Origin of the sequence: Enterobacter sp. SORGH_AS_0287 (assembly GCF_031453695.1) — a bacterium.
GTDB classification, from domain to species: Bacteria; Pseudomonadota; Gammaproteobacteria; order Enterobacterales; family Enterobacteriaceae; genus Enterobacter; species Enterobacter ludwigii.
This window is the reverse complement of record NZ_JAVIZW010000001.1, coordinates 2,982,989-2,999,720: the sequence shown is the minus strand read 5'-3', so window position 1 is coordinate 2,999,720 and position 16,732 is coordinate 2,982,989. Positions and strand designations below refer to the sequence as shown.

Sequence of the window (16,732 nt, the reverse complement as noted above, 5' to 3'; positions counted from 1 at the left end):
TTGCATGGCGGCGCGCGACAGGTATAATCCACAACGTTTCCGCATCCCCTTCAGTGCCGAAGTGGCGAAATCGGTAGACGCAGTTGATTCAAAATCAACCGTAGAAATACGTGCCGGTTCGAGTCCGGCCTTCGGCACCATCGGAACATCAATAGACGTCAACGGACGTCTTTTTTTGTGTCTGAAATCCAGTATCCGCAAGGCTTTCCTCGCTTTTTCACTCTTCCTAAGTCAACCTGATTCAATCTACATCAACTTACTGATGCGGGTACAACTGCGGGTATATCCCGGTTCGATTATGTTTGTACCCACACAGAACCCTTGAAAGGATACTCATCATGGCTCTGAGTGATGTGAAGGTTCGTTCGGCTAAGCCGGAAGCAAAAGCCTATAAACTTACTGACGGCGACGGTATGGTTTTGCTGGTTCACCCTAACGGCTCCAAATACTGGCGGCTACGTTATCGTTTTGGCGGCAAGGAGAAGATGCTGGCGCTGGGGAAATACCCCGAAGTCTCGCTGGCGGATGCTAGGGCACGCCGGGATGAAGCCCGTAAGCTGTTAGCTAATGGCGTCGATCCCAGTGAGAATAAGAAAGCCGTTAAGGTAGAGCAGGAACAAGAGGCGATAACGTTTGAGGTGGTCGCCAGAGACTGGCACGCCAGCAATCAAAAGTGGTCGGCATCGCATAGCGCTCGTGTATTGAAAAGCCTCGAAGATAATCTCTTTATTGCTATCGGTAAGCGAAACATTGCAGAACTGAAAACGCGAGACTTACTTGTACCCATCAAAGCAGTCGAGTCATCTGGACGACTCGAAGTCGCCGCCCGTTTACAGCAGCGTACTACCGCGATTATGCGCTTTGCCGTTCAGAGTGGTTTAATCGACTACAATCCTGCGCAAGAGATTGCCGGTGCGGTTGCTACGGCGAAAAGACAGCATCGTGCGGCTTTGGAGCTTAATCGTATTCCTGAATTACTTCATCGCATTGATCACTACTCTGGCAGACCGTTAACCCGACTGGCTGTCGAACTTACCTTGTTAGTCTTTATCCGCTCGAGCGAGCTGCGATTTGCCCGTTGGTCAGAAGTAGATTTTGAAACGGCCATGTGGACAATCCCCGGTGAGCGTGAACCGTTGGACGGTGTTAAGCATTCTCAGCGTGGTTCAAAGATGCGGACACCTCATCTTGTTCCCTTATCGCGTCAGGCCTTAGCTATCCTGGAAAAGATCAAATGCATGAACGGGAACCGAGAGCTGATTTTCGTGGGCGATCACGATCCGCGTAAACCCATGAGTGAGAACACGGTGAACAAGGCTCTACGAGTGATGGGCTATGACACGAAAACGGAAGTCTGTGGGCATGGTTTCAGGACAATGGCCTGTAGCTCATTGATTGAATCGGGTCTATGGTCGAGGGATGCCGTAGAGCGGCAGATGAGCCATCAGGAGCGTAGCTCTGTTAGGGCTGCCTACATCCATAAAGCGGAACATCTGGGGGAGCGCAGGTTGATGCTGCAGTGGTGGGCGGATTATCTGGATATTAATCGAGAAAAATCAATTAGTCCGTTTGACTTTGCTAAGTTGAAGACTAAGTAAATTTAGCAAACGAGAACGATTTGGTATCCACCAAACGGAAAGCCATTTGTGGCACGTATAAATATGCGGCCTATCTGGAGGGAAGACGGGAGATGGTGCACGTGTATGGGATAATCTTGCGTCAATGTTGAATGATATTACATAGATCATTTAACAAAAAAGCATAAAAGTGCGCAAGTTATAAAAATATTTGCGCATGTTTCATTCATGCTCGATTATTTTTTATTGATTTAAAATCAATCGCTTGTGCCGTAAGAAGTTTGTTTTTTTGCATCTAATTTACGGACATGCATCTCTGTAGGCCCGCTACTGCATTATTTTTTAGTTTACATTCTGATCTTTTTGCTCAATCATAGCTTCACCAAATCACTTTTAACTCTGTACAGAAGCTACAGATTAGAGTGGTGAGGTGCGACAGACTGCAATCTGTCGCGTTGACTCAAACCCAAACGTCTAAATTAGGAGATCAAATCTGTGTCAGCTTATCAAATTTCTTACGATCTGCGAAAGCAGAAAGATTATGCCTCGCTCATTGAACGCATCAAGTCTTATGGGACCTGGTGTCATCCTCTGGAATCAACCTGGATTATTGTCTCCGAGCAAACGGCAACTCAAGTTCGCGATTATCTCAAAACCGTTATGGATAACGATGATGGTTTACTCGTCACTGGTTTGCGGGGAGACGGTGCATGGTATGGGCTTTCCGACAAGATATCTCAATGGCTTAAAAACAACTTATAATCGCCGCGCTTAAGAATAGATGCGCCAGGGATGGTGCAATAAATCAGGGTCCCGTATGCCAACATCTTTAAAAAAGTTAGGTCAAATTGCAGGCATCCGTTCAGGCCACACTCTAAGGGGAGCAATCACGCCTGACCCTGAAGGGGATGTGCGTCTGTTACAGATTAAAGACCTTGATCAGGACTGGCAGTTCAATCATAACGCACTACCTACTGTCTTATGGGAACAACGCATCGCTCCCCCATTTCTTGAACAGGGTGAGATTATTGTTGCGGCTAGGGGGAATCGTAATCTGGCAGTTGTCTATCGTGGCGAGGTTCCTGTGGTTGCTACCAGCCAGTTCCTGATTGTTAGCCTCAGAAGACAAGAGCGTGAGATTGTCCCCGAATACCTTTGCTGGCTGTTAAACCATCCGATGATTCAGCAATGGTTTCATCGGAGTGGCACCAACATTCAGTTAATAACGAAATCAGCGCTGCTGGATGTCGATATCCCGGTTCCGCCTCTTGAAACCCAATTACAGCTTATCGATCTCCAGCGTGTATGGCAGAAAGAAGATGAACTTATCAATAAGTTACAGAAAAATCGCCATCAGCTTGAACTTGGTATTTTACAAAAATTACTTAAGGATTAACTTGTTATGAGCAATATGATCGATCAGGACCGCATCAACCGCGTGCTATGGGGCGTATGTGACACTTTCCGTGGCACCATCAGCCCTGATACTTACAAAGATTTCATTCTTACTATGCTGTTTCTGAAGTACATCTCGGATGTCTGGCAGGATCACTATGATGGCTACAAAGCCCAGTATGGCGATGAACCAGAGCTCATTGAAGAGATGATGAAGAACGAACGCTTTGTTCTACCTAAAGATGCTAGCTTTTATGCTCTCTATAAGCGTCGAAGTGAGGCGGGTAACGGTGAACGTATCGATGTAGCTCTACACGCAATTGAAGAAGCTAACGGCACTAAGCTGAAAGATGGTAGCAAGAGCGTGTTCCAGGAAATTTCATTTAATACCAATAAGCTTGGTGATGAAAAACAAAAGAATCTGATTTTGAAGCAGCTACTCGAAGATTTTACTCATCCAGAGCTGAATCTTAAGCCCAGCCGCGTGGGGGGATTAGATGTAATTGGTAACGCTTATGAGTATTTGATTGGCAAGTTTGCTGCTAACAGCGGGCAGAAAGCTGGAGAGTACTATACGCCACCTGAAGTGTCAGATCTGCTCGCGGCGTTGCTTGACCCACAGCCAGGGGAATCTATCTGTGACCCAACCTGTGGTTCTGCTTCGCTTTTGATGAAATGTGGCAAGTGGGTGGCTCAACAGCACCATAGCAAGAACTATGAGCTTTATGGTCAGGAGGCAATTGGTTCCACCTGGTCGCTGGCTAAAATGAACATGTTTCTGCACGGCGAGGATAACCATAAAATTGAGTGGGGTGACACGATCCGTAACCCCAAGCTACTCGATAAAAATGCTAACCTGATGTTATTTGATGTGGTAACCGCTAATCCACCTTTCTCACTGGAGAAATGGGGGCTTGAAGATATTTCTGACGACCAGTTCAGCCGTTTTCGTCGTGGTCTGCCGCCTAAAACCAAGGGCGACTATGCGTTTATCCTGCATATGATCGAAACCATGAAGCCGAAAACCGGACGTATGGGTGTGGTGGTTCCCCATGGCGTGTTGTTCCGTGGTTCCAGCGAAGGAAAAATCCGGCAGAAGTTGATAGACGAAAATCTTCTCGATGCGGTGATTGGTTTGCCAGAAAAGTTGTTTTTCGGTACAGGTATACCTGCGGCAATCCTAATTTTTAAAAAAAATAAAGTAGACAATAATGTTCTCTTCATTGATGCCAGCAATGCCTTCCAACCCGGTAAAAATCAAAACCAACTTAGAGAAAAAGATATCAATGATATTGTAAAAGCATACCGCGATAGAGATGATATCGAAAAATATGCTCATCTTTCCAGTCTGCAGGAAATTAGAGACAACGACTACAATCTGAACATTCCACGTTACATCGATACTTTTGAAGAAGATGAAGAAGTGAATTTGAGCGAAGTACGTGCAGAGAGAGAGCAATTAAAATTAAAGCTAGCTCAATTAGAATTTGAAATGGATAAATATTTAGAGGAGTTAGGTTATGGTGCCTGAAGGATGGAAACTTAGTACTTTTGGTAAACATGTCGATATCCTAACTGGTTTCGCTTTTAAAAGTAGTAATTACTCATCCAATCCTAATGATATAAGGTTGCTTCGAGGAGATAATATTGAGCCAGGGCGACTCAGATGGAAAAATGCAAAGTATTGGGATCTTTCAGAATTCCAAGCCTTAGATAAATTTCATCTAAAGGAAGGCGATTTTGTTATTGCGATGGATCGCACATGGATTTCCTCTGGCTTAAAAGTAGCTGAAGTTAAAGCTTCAGACTTGCCCTGCTTGTTGGTCCAGCGTGTGGCTAGAATAAGAGCTTTTCCTGATTTTGATCAATCTCTTTTGAAGCAGTATTTCTCTGACAATCGATTCGAAAAACATGTTAAATCAGTTCAGACTGCTACTGCAGTCCCTCATATAAGCCCTAATGACATTAGAGATTTCTCATTTCTTTTACCCCCATTAAAAGAGCAAAATAAAATCTCAAAAATTCTTTTTACTTGGGACAAGGCTATTGAAATCACAGAAAGTTTGATTTTAAACAGTCTGCGAAAGAAAAAATCGCTAATGCAAAAATTGCTAACCGGTCAGAATCGCCTGCAAGGATTTAGTGGTGAATGGAAACAGTATCATTTATCTGAAATCTCTGAAATCATTATCAGTCCTGTAGATAAAAAGTCTAAAGCAGGTGAGATTCCCGTAGAGATTTGCAACTATACTGATGTTTATTACAATGATGAAATAACAAAGTCCATTAATTTCATGAAAGCAACGGCAACTAGTAAAGAAATTGAAAGGTATACTCTTGAGATTGATGATGTAATAATTACCAAAGACTCAGAGGCACCGGGAGATATTGCTGTTTCCTCTTTAGTGTCCGAGGAACTAAATGGTATTGTTTGCGGGTATCATCTAGCAATTGTGAGACCAAATAAATCTGCTGTTTCTGGTGCCTTTCTTAACTATCTTTTTGCTATGCCGAAGATACAATACTATTTTTTCACTTTAGCCACTGGAGCAACAAGATTCGGACTATCTATAGGGGCAATTAGCAAGGCTCAGTTTTCTTTACCAACGATAGCTGAACAGAAAAGAATAGCCGACCTGTTATCTATATCCGATAAGGAAATAAAAGCGTTACGACAGAAACTCAGTCTTCTTAAAAAAGAAAAAAAAGCCCTGATGCAGCAACTGCTCACCGGTAGACGCCGGGTTAAGGTGGACGCCGCATGACTGATAAACATTTACCTCAGCCTCCAGCAGGTGAATTCCTGCTGTTCCAAAGCGAAGATGGCCGCGCACGCGTTGAGTGTCGCTTTCAGTCAGATACGCTTTGGCTCACTCAGGCATCCATGGCTGAGCTATATGATAAGGACGTTCGTACCATCAACGAGCACCTGATCAACATCTTTTCAGAAGGCGAACTTGGTCAAAATTCAACTATCCGGAAATTCCGGATAGTTCGCCAGGAAGGAAAGCGTCAGGTTTCTAGAGAGATAGAGCACTACAGTCTCGAAGCCATACTGGCCGTAGGCTATCGTGTTCGCTCAGTTCGGGGGACTCAGTTCCGTCAGTGGGCCACGCAAACCCTACAGGAATATCTGATTAAAGGGTTTGTGATGGATGACGAGCGGTTGAAGAATCCGCCTGTCGGCTCTTCTGTGGTGCCCGACTACTTTGACGAGATGTTGGAACGTATCCGAGATATTCGTGCCAGCGAGCGGCGCGTCTATCTGCGTGTGCGGGAGATTTTCGCGCTGGCTGCTGATTATCAGCCGACTCTGAAAGAGACTACCCTCTTCTTTCAAACCATCCAGAACAAACTGCACTTTGCCTGCACTGGGCGTACAGCCGCTGAGCTAATCCACCAGCGGGCAGATGCCAGCCAGCCTCATATGGGGCTCACCAGCTATAAAGGCAATGACGTGCGAAAAGGCGATGTCACGGTTGCTAAGAATTACCTGACCCAAAAAGAGGTCAGTGAGCTGAACCGTGTAGTGAATATGTGGCTGGACTATGCCGAAGATCAGGCGCTGCGCCGTCAGCAGGTTTTTTTGCAGGACTGGCAGGAGAAGCTGGATCAATTCCTGCAGTTCAACGACCGCAATGTGTTACAGGGTGCTGGGGCTATCAGTAAGAAAATGGCAGATGAAAAAGCTCAGGGTGAATATGCAAGATTTGCAGAGCAGCGGCGTTTGTTAAAAGAGGCTGAGGGTGAAAAGGATATTACCGAGCTACTGCACTGGAAAGCCGATAAAGATAAGGGAACATCATGAGCATGCAGATCGCGCCAAAATTCCAGGAAGAGTACAGCGCCAAGCTCCCGGCACTGGCTCTCTTGAGCAATTTAGGCTGGACATATATTTCGCCTCAGCAAGCCATGTCTGCGCGAGCAGGCAAGGCAGATCAGGTGGTTTTAAACCAGATTTTGCGTGAACAGTTAGCCAAGAGAACGTTTATCTTTGCCGGTAAAGAGCATGTCATTTCCGATAAAGCGATTGATAGCCTAATCGCCGAGGTTAATAGCCCGGCATTAAACCAGGGATTAATTACCGCCAATGAACACTTGTACAACCATCTGTTGTACGGTATTTCAGTGACGGAATTTATCGATGGCAAACGGGTGAACCCAACAATCTCGTTGATCGACTGGAACAACCCTCGTAACAACAGCTTTGTTTTCACCGAAGAGTTCAGCGTGACACGCGCTAACGGCATTGAGGCACGCAGGCCCGACATTGTCTGCTTTGTGAATGGTATTCCGCTGGTCGTTATCGAGGCTAAGCGCCCGGACGGCAATGCTAAAAAAGGACCGACTATTGACGAGGGGATCTCACAAAGCCTGCGAAACCAGCGTCATGATGAAATTCCGCGACTGTTTGCCTATAGCCAGGTCTTACTGTCGATAAATGGTCATGATGGGCGATACGGGACTTGCGGAACACCGACTAAGTTTTGGGCGACATGGCGGGAAGAAGATATCTCCGATCTAGAGATGCTTGCCATCAAAAACCGTAAGCTTACCGCGCAGCAGATAGATTCAATCTTCAGTCACCGCCCGGTTTCATGCCTGGAATGGTATCAGAACCTGATCGCAGGGGGCGAGCTAGCTTTAACGGGCCAGGATCAGTTGCTTATAAGCCTGCTGTTACCCGAGCGCATGCTGGATATGGCTCGGTTCTTCACATTGTTTGATAAGAGAGCCGGTAAGGTCATTGCCCGATATCAGCAGGTATTCAGTATCAAACGACTGCTACAGCGTATCGAAACGAAGAATCCTGATGGTAGCCGCAACGGTGGGGTTATCTGGCATACCACGGGTTCTGGTAAGTCGCTGACGATGGTTTTCCTCAGCAAGGCTCTGATCCTGAGTGAAACTCTCAAGCAGTGCCGCATCATCGTGGTAACCGATCGCGTCGATTTGGAAAACCAGCTTAGTCGCACCTTTATCTCAACCGGGGAACTGGCAGGTAAAAGGGATAAAGCCGATGCCATTGCCACCTCTGGCAGACGTTTAGCCGAACAGATAGGCAAGGGGACTGAGCGCATTCTCTTCTCGTTGATTCAGAAATTTAACACGGCCACCCGCTTGCCCGAGTGCGTGAATACCAGCTCTGATATCATAGTGTTGATTGATGAAGGCCACCGTAGCCATGGCGGTGAGAGTCATCAACGCATGAAGCTGGCTCTACCCAACGCAGCTTTTGTTGCTTTCACCGGTACGCCATTGCTGAAAGATGATAAGACCACTAATAAATTTGGTCCGATCGTTCATGCTTACACCATGCAGCGTGCGGTAGAGGACAAGACTGTCACTCCGCTTCTCTACGAAGAGCGGCCACCCGAGCTGAATGTTAATGAACGAGCTATAGATAGCTGGTTTGACCGTATCACCGAGGGGTTAACGGATAAACAAAAAGCCGACTTGAAGCGTAAGTTTGCTAATAAAGGGCAGGTTTATAATGCCGACGATCGCATCCACCTTATTGCACTGGATATCGCCAACCATTTTGTCAAAAACATCGATGATGGCTTGAAGGGGCAGCTCGCCTGTGACAGTAAAGCAGCAGCGATAAAATACAAAAAGTATCTTGATGAAGCCGGACTGTTTGAGTCTGCAGTGGTCATTAGTTCTCCTGACACGCGTGAAGGGAATACCGAGGTGGATGAATCTGGTATCCCTGATATAACCAAATGGTGGCAAGATAATGTCGGCTCTCAGGATGAGCAGGTTTACACGCGCAATGTCATTGAGCGTTTTGATAAAGATGATTCGCTGAAGCTTCTTATTGTGGTTGATAAGTTACTTACCGGATTTGATGAGCCCAAAAATGCCGTGCTTTACATCGATAAGCCTCTCAAAGGGCATAACCTGATTCAGGCAATAGCCCGTGTTAACCGCCTCCACCCTAAGAAAAAATTTGGTTTGCTAATCGATTATCGGGGCATCCTCAAAGAGCTGGATACCACCATTGAAGATTACCAGAAGCTGGCATCCCGTACGCAGGGCGGGTTTGACATCGATGATCTGGTGGGGCTGTACGGTCAGATGAGTACGGAGTACAAGCGCCTTCCCCAGCTGTATAAAAATCTGTGGGCGATTTTTGCTGGTGTAAAAAACAAAAACGATATTGAGCAGCTCCGTCAGGTGCTGGTGCCGCGCACGGAAGAAAAGTACGGCGAAATGGTTGATGTTCATCTTAAAGTTCGTGAAGATTTTTATGAGGCACTCACTCAATTTGCCAGCTGCCTGAAAGTGGCGTTGCAGTCAGCTACCTTCTTTGAGGATAAGGGTTTCAGCGAAGATGATCGCCAGCACTACAAAGAGACGCTAAGGCAATTTACCAGCCTGCGTCAGTTGGTGAAGCAGGATGCCGGTGAGACGGTAGATTATGATCAGTACACTGAACAGGTTAAAAAGCTGCTGGATAAACACGTTGTTGGCGTAGAAGTTCGCGAGCCTGATGGAGTGTATGAAGTCAGCAAAATGGGACAGCGGCCCGAAGAGTGGAGCGAGGATAAAACTCGCAACGAAACGGATATTATCAAAACCCGCGTAACCCGCATGATTGAGCAGGATTTACGTGATGATCCTTATGCCCAGGAAGCCTTCTCGAAGTTACTGCGTCTGGCTATTGAAGAGGCGGAAAAACTGTTTGATCACCCTCTCAAGCAGTACATGCTATTTCGTGAATTTGAGGAGCAAGTACAAGATCGGCGGCTGAACGAAATACCCGACGTATTTGCTGGTAATCACCATGCACAGGCTTACTTCGGTGTGTACAAAAAAGTACTGCCGGAGGTTTTTGCCGTTACCGATTCTCAAGTTATCGATAAGTGGGTGAAGCTTGCTTTTGAAGTAGACCAGGCTGTTGATATCTCAGTGGCTGAGAACTCGATCAATCCGCAAAATATCGAGGCTGATATCCGCAAGAAGCTTCTGCCGATGATGTTTAAAGAGTGTAAGGCAATAGGTGGCGGAATGGATCAGGCGAAAAAGATTGTGGAAATGATCGTCCAGATTACCCGTGTAGGACTGAGCGGAGTCTAAATTGTGGGCGAAAGAGCAATGAGCTTCATTTACGGTGATGAACGTATTACCTTCGAGTGTAAACCCCGACCGTTGGTGAATGGACGCATCCTGATAAAAGTTCATCCCGACTGCCGGGTTGTAGTATCCGCGCCGCAGGATACCGATGACCAACAGGTTCTGAATGCCGTTGAAAAGCGTGGGCGCTGGATCTATCAGCAGCTACGGGACTTCCGTAAGCAGCTGGAATATATAACTCCACGACAGTATATCAGCGGTGAGAGCCACTATTACCTGGGCAAACAGTACATGCTTAAGGTGATAGTGGCTCCCTCTGACGCTCAGGGCGTAAAAATGTTACGTGGCAAGCTGGAAGTCACCTTACGCCATAAGAGCGGTGAAAAGGTTCTGCAACTGCTGACTGACTGGTATAAGGCTCGAGCCCGCGAAGTCTTCGCCAAAAGGCTGAGTGCTATGCTGGAGCAAGCTTTATGGGTCAGTGACTCACCACCATTGCGCATTCTTACCATGCAGACTCAGTGGGGAAGTTGTTCCCCCAATGGAAGGGTGACCCTGAATCCCAATCTGGTAAAGGCCCCGCGTGAGTGTATCGATTACGTTATCTTGCATGAACTCTGCCATCTGGCCGAGCATAACCATAGCGAACGCTTCTACCGGCTCATGGGGCAGGTAATGCCTGACTGGGAGAAGACCAAGAAGCGTTTGGACGGGATGGCTGGGATGATAATGACAAGCTAAACATAATGGCGTGCGATGCTTCTGTCCTGCTGCATCCATCGCTTGAGGGAGGAGAAAATGGAAAAAATCATATGTGCTCTGTGTAATACCGCAGTTGAGGTGACGGTGCTGTCCAGCCATTTGCTAACCAATCATGGCTGGAAGATGGTACCTCATCTTGCTAAGCCGGTAGCTGAGGCATCGCTTATTGCCCGTCAAACCTGCAAATGTCCAGTATGTAACGTCTCTCTCAAAGACGCGAAAAGATTAGAAAAGCATATAAATAAAGCCCATTCAGAAAGACTAAGCTCTTCTTCCATCAGTAGTAATCCTTCAAAGAAAAACAGTGTAACGACGATTTCCTATCAATGGGCGATAACTCAACCGCTCGATAAAAAATACTCCGCTGTAGTAGAGAAATTCGTTGCTGAAAAAACGTTATCTGAAATTGAAAAAGAAATAATGTCCATCGTGAATAGCTATGATGCGGCGGATACTTCCAGACAGAGTTTGATGTCAGGGCGGCTGATTCTGCTTGCCCATGCCAAGAAAAGACTTGCTGCAAAAAGCAAATCTAGCAAAAACAAGAAAGTAACGGCAAAGGGTAAAAAAAACAAAAGTGCCAAGTCACGAGACATTATGGACCAATACATTGGCGGGCGTAGAATTGTTGTATCCGGCGGTTTACCTTCCTTAGGGAAAAGATAATGTACCGCTACGCAAGATGTGCCTTAGTTGCGACTTGATCTGACACTGGACCTTGAAAGGTTTAAAGTTACCGTTTTATATAGGTGTCGAATCCTTATACAAAACACGAGGTAATCTGAAACAGATTTAATCTGACAGACACCTGAATAAATAACCGGTAACTGTCAGCTCAGGCTTGAGCTAGTAGACTTTTAGCTAATATAACAACTTATAATGTAACCTGAGCTCACCTCTTAAAAACTTCGCGCCGATGCCAATCTACAAATCCCTCCTGTGGATAGTGTGCTTTCACCTGCGGCAATGAAATCACCTTTCCCTGAAAATCCCAGAATAGTCTGCCGACGATACCGCTCCCGTTAACAGCTTCAGAGTCCTGAACCCGCATATTTTCATCTAACCCAATTGTTACCAACGGTGCAAAACGCATCCCTCCCTGAGTTACAGGGAAGGGTGGGTATCTCTGGATGAAAGTGTCGTCTGGCATCAATAACGACGTTTTATTTTTTTAGCTGAACGGTCAGTGCCATCACTGAACAGGGCGAGAAGCAGTGAAGAGATGATGCCGCTGCCATATTGTAATGCCCCCATTAGCGCCGACGCGGAGCCAGCAACATTAGGCACTGCGTGCAGAGCGCAAGCCGTGGATGTCGCCGCGATGATGCCATTCATAGAGAAGAACACAGCGCCGACAATCATAGTAATTCCACCCTCACCCAGGCCGGTGGTGACCGCCAGCACTATCGCTGCAATAGCGGCGACGAATACGGCACTCCTGAGCAATGCTTCCAGTGGATAGCGGTGAACCAGACGTCTGTTGACCATACTCACAGCCATTAATCCCACAATGTTTACTGCAAACAGCCAACCGTAGTGCTGCGGATCAACGCCGAAGTACGTGATGTACACAAACGGGGAGCCGATGATGAATAGACCTAAACCGATAAACAGTGGCAGTCGACGCCCATAACTATCGCTAATCGGTCCCCAAATCAGTTGTGCAATGCAAAAGCTGATAAGGAAGCCTGTGATTGTCAACTCTGCGTCACCCTGCAAATCTTTGGCCATCATGGGCATAGCCGGAAGATAGATGTCGGTTGATAAAGAGGTAACAGCCATCAGGGCGCTCAGAATTAGCAGAAACGAGAGACCGGTTTTTTTAGCTGTAGCCGACTGTGTACGCGCCTGTTGATTAAGCATGGTGATCCGTTGGACATGAAGAGATAGGGGTATGTTAACGGGTTTGTGCTTGTTGATAATCACAGGCAGGAGGACTGGGACTATGAGTGATATTCATTAATCGAAAAGATTATTGCAGGTTTTGTGGGGCCAGCGATAAGCAGTATTCTCATAGTGTTACCTCTTACTGCACTTTTGCTAAAGTCGCCAGAACAACATGTCAGGCAATAGCGTTCAAACGACCGCTACCTTCGAAAGCAATAAATGATTTGGCGAACATAGTATTGTGCCTTACCGCCAGACGACACGCAGGCGTCAGCCGTCCCTGTACGGGCAGCGTGTGAATGGCGGGTCAGTTAAGATGTGTTAGAAGAGGAAATAAGCCTGTGCTGGCTGTTGTTACAGTCCCGTGGTTGTCACACTATAGGGTTGGGACGTAAATAAATCGCCACCAGTAAAAAGGGTGTATGGAATATCAGCCCTGACTATAGCCGAATGAGCGTTCGGTACTGCTGTAGCGTTTAGTACGATGCTTTGCCATGTAGCTCAGACGGAATGTCAGAGCATCCAGTTTATCTCTGAAATCCGGCTTATTGAGCTCCAGGAATGCCAGAGGGTTATCCGGGAAATGGACTAACGTCAGATATTCAGGCCAGTCTCGCTTCTTCATTGCGCTCAGCCAGGCGTTCTGAATCAGGGAGGCCAGACCTTTCCCCTGTTCATCGTAGGTTCCGAGAGCATTGAATGTGTCGGTGTTGACGAGGAGAGCCAGGTGGTAATGCTTCTTGCCATCAAGTTCAGGCTGCTCCAACACCCAGACATAGCGAACTGAAGTGCGATGGCAGCGTTTACCTTCTCTGGCTTTTTGGTATCGGTAAGCGACTATTTGAGCTTTCAGTGAGTCGATAAAACGGGACATTAGCCCCTGGCTTAAATCAGCATCGCTGATAATGCTGTCGCCCACATCCCCGTCTTCCGGTAAGTGCAGATCCACCCTGATAACTGTGGTTTGCGGATGGTCCTGCAGTGCGTGACAGAGCACTTCAGCAACTCTTTGTAGATAAAGCACGTTGAAAGGTGCCTGGCTTGGGTCGAGCTTCATAGGCTTAGTATCATCAAATAAAAACATAGTGGTTTCCTCCGCCTGTCGCGGAACAGCAGGCACGATGCTGCCCCGTGAGACAGGCTGACATAGTGGTTTAAATGGGGGATTCAGGGAGGTAATGCTGATGGTCATGCAGAACACAGGTGCTCTTGGCTGATTGACCAGTGACTGTTATGACTACAGAACATTACTCATACCTGATGTGTTATTAAGTGGTTGTATTATAAGTGTATATTACCTATCCGACGCAGGCTAACGCCGGGAAGCCTTGCTGTGTATGGCTTGGGTGGCTGTTTTTTGGACTAATATCACTCCGAAGTTAGCTGTCTCATAAAATAATGAATTTCGATGGAGTCAGGTGGGCTACAATGTATCTGAGGGGATTAGCCCAGTGGTTCGGAAGTTGTCCTCCAAGCAAAGCAGACATACTCATCCATCAGACTGGCCAGCGCAAGGTTTTCTGCCTGTCGGTCATTGACCCAGATATCTATCTCTTTGTCTTTTTTGAACCTGAGATTGTCGGTCCAGTCATCAAGGCAATTACCCAGCATTAAATCGTACCAGCACAGCCAGACCAGCGTCAGACGCAGCTCGCTACCGCTGAATTGCCGGAACAAACTGATGAGCTTATTTGCCAGAGGACGCTGTTTTAAACGCACGCACTCAGACAGCAAAATCCCCTCCAGCATGGGATGGTGAGCCAGCAGATGCTCCTGGGTAAATAAACTGACGCTCAGGTCATCATTAACAGTCAGTGGGGTTGCTGCTCTGCCATAAATAATCCGATGCAGGCATTGGGGGACAATAGCAATAACCTCTTCCTCTCCCGGAAACTTAAGGCTGCCAACCGTTAGGGTATGATGGTGGTAGATATTCTGGTGGCACATACCCGATCTGACCGTCAGCTTCGTAAAATCGGTCAACCAGACCTGATAATATTTATATAGTTCTTCGTAACGAGGTTTGTAATCTTTCATGGTTCATATTCCTTCTGGCTTAAATTACAGAAAGCAGAAAACCTCCGGAGAAACCGGAAAGTCATTATTCTGCTGAGGGTTTAATCTGGCGGGAGGTTATTTACGGGACTGGTCGATTCGTTCCTGTAGCCAGTTTTCGACTTCGCTTTTTAACCATCGGGAGCTTCGCCCCAGCTTGATTGGTTTGGGAAAGATTCCGTCCTTAATGAGCTTATAAATCCACTTGTCTGTCATCTGGAGCAGACTGGTGATAAAAGCCATGTCAACGAACTGGTCTTCGGTAAGTGAGGGACGCGTAGTCATGATTTGTATCTCCGGTTATGAAAGGTAAGCCGGATTCGTGATGTTTGATAACGACCACTGCTCCGACATACCAACCGAGGGAAACGTAAAAAAAGAGAGGACCATTTACCTACCATTATCACTCCAAAACCATGCTTGCCGATGCGCGCTACCTTCTTTTGTCTTTGGCGGAGCCACTGCAAACCAGGCGTCGTGGCAAAAAGCTACTCCTCATTGATAGTCTGTTTTTTCTAAAAGGTAATGTACGTATAGAAAGCACTCACATGCAATGATTGTGTCTTAAACGCAATAAAGCTACCCTTAACCCCGTAAAACCAGACATTCACCTCTGAATTACCCTACGTATTTTCTATGCATTTGAATTGAATTTTCTATGAATTCCGTTTGATTTTTTTACAAGAAATCTTATTCTAAACCCACATTTTGGTGGTAAAGGCAGTGCATTACATCACCAATTGAAAATAACAATCATTTGCAAAGGTGATGATCGTGAACAAAAAAACTGAAGTTAATGATAAAAGTGAGAACGAAAATCGATATCAAAGAAAATTCAAGGTGGTAAAAGGGTTGGAAAAAGAAATGACATGGTTAAAAAAAGACCATAGAGCATGTCACTTTTTTTTGTTCCATTTAACTACAGAATTTTCAGGATGGGCGGAACGCAGTAGAGTTAAACAGAATAACAATGATACTGCTCTAAGCGAGCCTCAAAGTGGATGGGGAACACTTGCGTTAACGCTTGATAGCCCTTTATATCAGACTGACGCTAGTTTTTTCTCTCCACCTCAAGATTTACCTAGCGAATTAGAACGGCAGATTAATGAAGGGCTGGATATTGAAGTAGCTAGCGAAAAAATAAAAACCTCGGATGATGTTACAGAGATTAACATTGGTTTGGTTGATAATAAAATTGTTGGCGATAGTAAAAGCAATAACAAATTTCCACCGGCAGATTTAATGTTTGCAGACGGCGTCACTAACTCAAATGTTAAAAATTCCATCAATATACGCAACAGCTTTTTTAGCGTTATTGACCAGTTACTTCTTAGATATCATTCTGATCGAGAGATATTGAAGATAATATCGGATATCACTTCTTTGTGGGGAATACAATTCAAAAGATTCCCGTCACCTTTTTCCTGGCTTAACAGTAAAAATAAAGAACATTGCCAGTGGCTTTGGGATGAAATGCATAAGCGCTGTGTTGGCATTCCATTTCAACCTCGGGATCATAGTCAACAATGGCATTTTATTATCGCGACGTTCGATAACTGGAAAGGGTGGTCAATAGAACAGCTAGATTATTTAACGGAGAAAAATCCAAAGCGCAATCCAGATAAATTATTTTCTGATCGCCTGGGAACGAGCAAAAAAGAAATTGTACACAAAACGGTTCTCCTTGATGAGCTAAAAAAGGCATGGGATCAAAGGGAAAGAAGAGCCCGAAGAGCAAAGGATCCTATTGCCGCCAGACTAACTAGAGCGGCTCAAAAAAAACTAGAGTTTATTGCCAGCATAGAGAAAACCACATCAAAGGACATTCTTAACGAACTGATTGACAAAGCTTTTCATGAAGCTAAGCGTAAAGCCCTGTAATTATAACTTGATGCATCAGTAACAAGGCATCACCCCAAATAATTTCAGATAGATATTATCGCTGTGAATCCCCCCCGCGTTCTTCAACGGATCGC

14 protein-coding genes, 1 tRNA gene and 1 pseudogene are annotated in these 16,732 nt (G+C 45.9%); 11 read left to right on the top strand and 5 right to left on the bottom strand.

The features are described 5' to 3' along the window. Positions 1-55 precede the first annotated feature (55 nt). From QE396_RS14280 to QE396_RS14235, 10 genes are all read left to right on the top strand, one after another. Positions 56-140, top strand: a tRNA-Leu gene (locus QE396_RS14280). Positions 141-338: 198 nt separating this feature from the next. After that, positions 339-1,598 carry an integrase arm-type DNA-binding domain-containing protein gene (locus QE396_RS14275; RefSeq protein WP_309951466.1) on the top strand — a complete coding sequence of 420 codons (1,260 nt, stop codon included), beginning with the start codon at positions 339-341 and terminating at the stop codon, positions 1,596-1,598. 474 nt (positions 1,599-2,072) lie between these two features. Beyond that, positions 2,073-2,339, top strand: coding sequence for a hypothetical protein (locus tag QE396_RS14270; RefSeq protein WP_309951463.1), 267 nt, complete (start codon positions 2,073-2,075; stop codon positions 2,337-2,339). A 55-nt stretch (positions 2,340-2,394) separates the two neighbouring features. After that, positions 2,395-2,973: a restriction endonuclease subunit S gene (locus tag QE396_RS14265; RefSeq protein WP_309951461.1), complete on the top strand. Its 579-nt coding sequence runs from the start codon at positions 2,395-2,397 to the stop codon at positions 2,971-2,973. 6 nt (positions 2,974-2,979) lie between these two features. Further along, positions 2,980-4,503, top strand: a complete 1,524-nt coding sequence (locus tag QE396_RS14260; RefSeq protein WP_309951459.1) for a type I restriction-modification system subunit M — start codon at positions 2,980-2,982, stop codon at positions 4,501-4,503. Continuing rightward, entirely contained in the window at positions 4,493-5,737 is a 1,245-nt protein-coding gene (locus tag QE396_RS14255) for a restriction endonuclease subunit S (RefSeq protein ID WP_309951455.1), read from the top strand. Before QE396_RS14260 ends, QE396_RS14255 begins: the two co-directional genes overlap by 11 nt. After that, positions 5,734-6,780: a RhuM family protein gene (locus tag QE396_RS14250; RefSeq protein ID WP_309951452.1), complete on the top strand. Its 1,047-nt coding sequence runs from the start codon at positions 5,734-5,736 to the stop codon at positions 6,778-6,780. Before QE396_RS14255 ends, QE396_RS14250 begins: the two co-directional genes overlap by 4 nt. Continuing rightward, positions 6,777-10,055, top strand: coding sequence for a type I restriction endonuclease subunit R (locus QE396_RS14245; protein WP_309951450.1), 3,279 nt, complete (start codon positions 6,777-6,779; stop codon positions 10,053-10,055). Before QE396_RS14250 ends, QE396_RS14245 begins: the two co-directional genes overlap by 4 nt. An 18-nt stretch (positions 10,056-10,073) precedes the next feature. Beyond that, on the top strand, positions 10,074-10,793 hold the full coding sequence (locus QE396_RS14240) for a SprT family zinc-dependent metalloprotease (RefSeq protein ID WP_309951447.1): 720 nt from the start codon (positions 10,074-10,076) through the stop codon (positions 10,791-10,793). 57 nt (positions 10,794-10,850) lie between these two features. Then, a complete protein-coding gene (locus QE396_RS14235; protein ID WP_309951445.1) occupies positions 10,851-11,480 on the top strand; it encodes a hypothetical protein in 630 nt (209 codons plus the stop codon). Between the two features lie 226 nt (positions 11,481-11,706). On the opposite strand, the pseudogene QE396_RS14230 reads toward QE396_RS14235, so the two are convergent. The 5 genes and pseudogenes from QE396_RS14230 to QE396_RS14210 form a co-directional block, all read right to left on the bottom strand. Next, positions 11,707-11,886 (bottom strand): annotated as a pseudogene (locus QE396_RS14230) (restriction endonuclease); the annotation flags it as partial. Between the two features lie 77 nt (positions 11,887-11,963). Next, the gene (locus QE396_RS14225) at positions 11,964-12,677 is read right to left on the bottom strand and encodes an MFS transporter (protein ID WP_309951442.1); all 714 of its coding nucleotides are present in this window, start codon (positions 12,675-12,677) and stop codon (positions 11,964-11,966) included. 454 nt (positions 12,678-13,131) lie between these two features. Then, a complete protein-coding gene (locus tag QE396_RS14220; protein WP_309951439.1) occupies positions 13,132-13,785 on the bottom strand; it encodes an inovirus Gp2 family protein in 654 nt (217 codons plus the stop codon). Between the two features lie 359 nt (positions 13,786-14,144). Further along, positions 14,145-14,738 (bottom strand): hypothetical protein, encoded by a 594-nt coding sequence (locus QE396_RS14215; protein WP_309951436.1) that lies wholly within the window; start codon positions 14,736-14,738, stop codon positions 14,145-14,147. A gap of 96 nt (positions 14,739-14,834) precedes the next feature. After that, positions 14,835-15,041 (bottom strand): AlpA family transcriptional regulator, encoded by a 207-nt coding sequence (locus QE396_RS14210; RefSeq protein ID WP_004108780.1) that lies wholly within the window; start codon positions 15,039-15,041, stop codon positions 14,835-14,837. A gap of 489 nt (positions 15,042-15,530) precedes the next feature. Between QE396_RS14210 and QE396_RS14205 the strand changes: the two genes are divergently transcribed. Beyond that, the gene (locus QE396_RS14205; RefSeq protein WP_309951433.1) at positions 15,531-16,637 is read left to right on the top strand and encodes a hypothetical protein; all 1,107 of its coding nucleotides are present in this window, start codon (positions 15,531-15,533) and stop codon (positions 16,635-16,637) included. The last annotated feature ends 95 nt before the right edge of the window (positions 16,638-16,732 follow it).

Coding starts and splice junctions, on each gene's coding strand:
- QE396_RS14225 (WP_309951442.1), bottom strand. CDS start 12,677: ATGCTTAATCAACAGGCGCGTACACAGTCGGCTACAGCTAAAAAAACC.
- QE396_RS14275 (WP_309951466.1), top strand. CDS start 339: ATGGCTCTGAGTGATGTGAAGGTTCGTTCGGCTAAGCCGGAAGCAAAA.
- QE396_RS14265 (WP_309951461.1), top strand. CDS start 2,395: ATGCCAACATCTTTAAAAAAGTTAGGTCAAATTGCAGGCATCCGTTCA.
- QE396_RS14260 (WP_309951459.1), top strand. CDS start 2,980: ATGAGCAATATGATCGATCAGGACCGCATCAACCGCGTGCTATGGGGC.
- QE396_RS14215 (WP_309951436.1), bottom strand. CDS start 14,738: ATGAAAGATTACAAACCTCGTTACGAAGAACTATATAAATATTATCAG.
- QE396_RS14245 (WP_309951450.1), top strand. CDS start 6,777: ATGAGCATGCAGATCGCGCCAAAATTCCAGGAAGAGTACAGCGCCAAG.
- QE396_RS14240 (WP_309951447.1), top strand. CDS start 10,074: ATGAGCTTCATTTACGGTGATGAACGTATTACCTTCGAGTGTAAACCC.
- QE396_RS14210 (WP_004108780.1), bottom strand. CDS start 15,041: ATGACTACGCGTCCCTCACTTACCGAAGACCAGTTCGTTGACATGGCT.
- QE396_RS14255 (WP_309951455.1), top strand. CDS start 4,493: ATGGTGCCTGAAGGATGGAAACTTAGTACTTTTGGTAAACATGTCGAT.
- QE396_RS14235 (WP_309951445.1), top strand. CDS start 10,851: ATGGAAAAAATCATATGTGCTCTGTGTAATACCGCAGTTGAGGTGACG.
- QE396_RS14220 (WP_309951439.1), bottom strand. CDS start 13,785: ATGTTTTTATTTGATGATACTAAGCCTATGAAGCTCGACCCAAGCCAG.
- QE396_RS14250 (WP_309951452.1), top strand. CDS start 5,734: ATGACTGATAAACATTTACCTCAGCCTCCAGCAGGTGAATTCCTGCTG.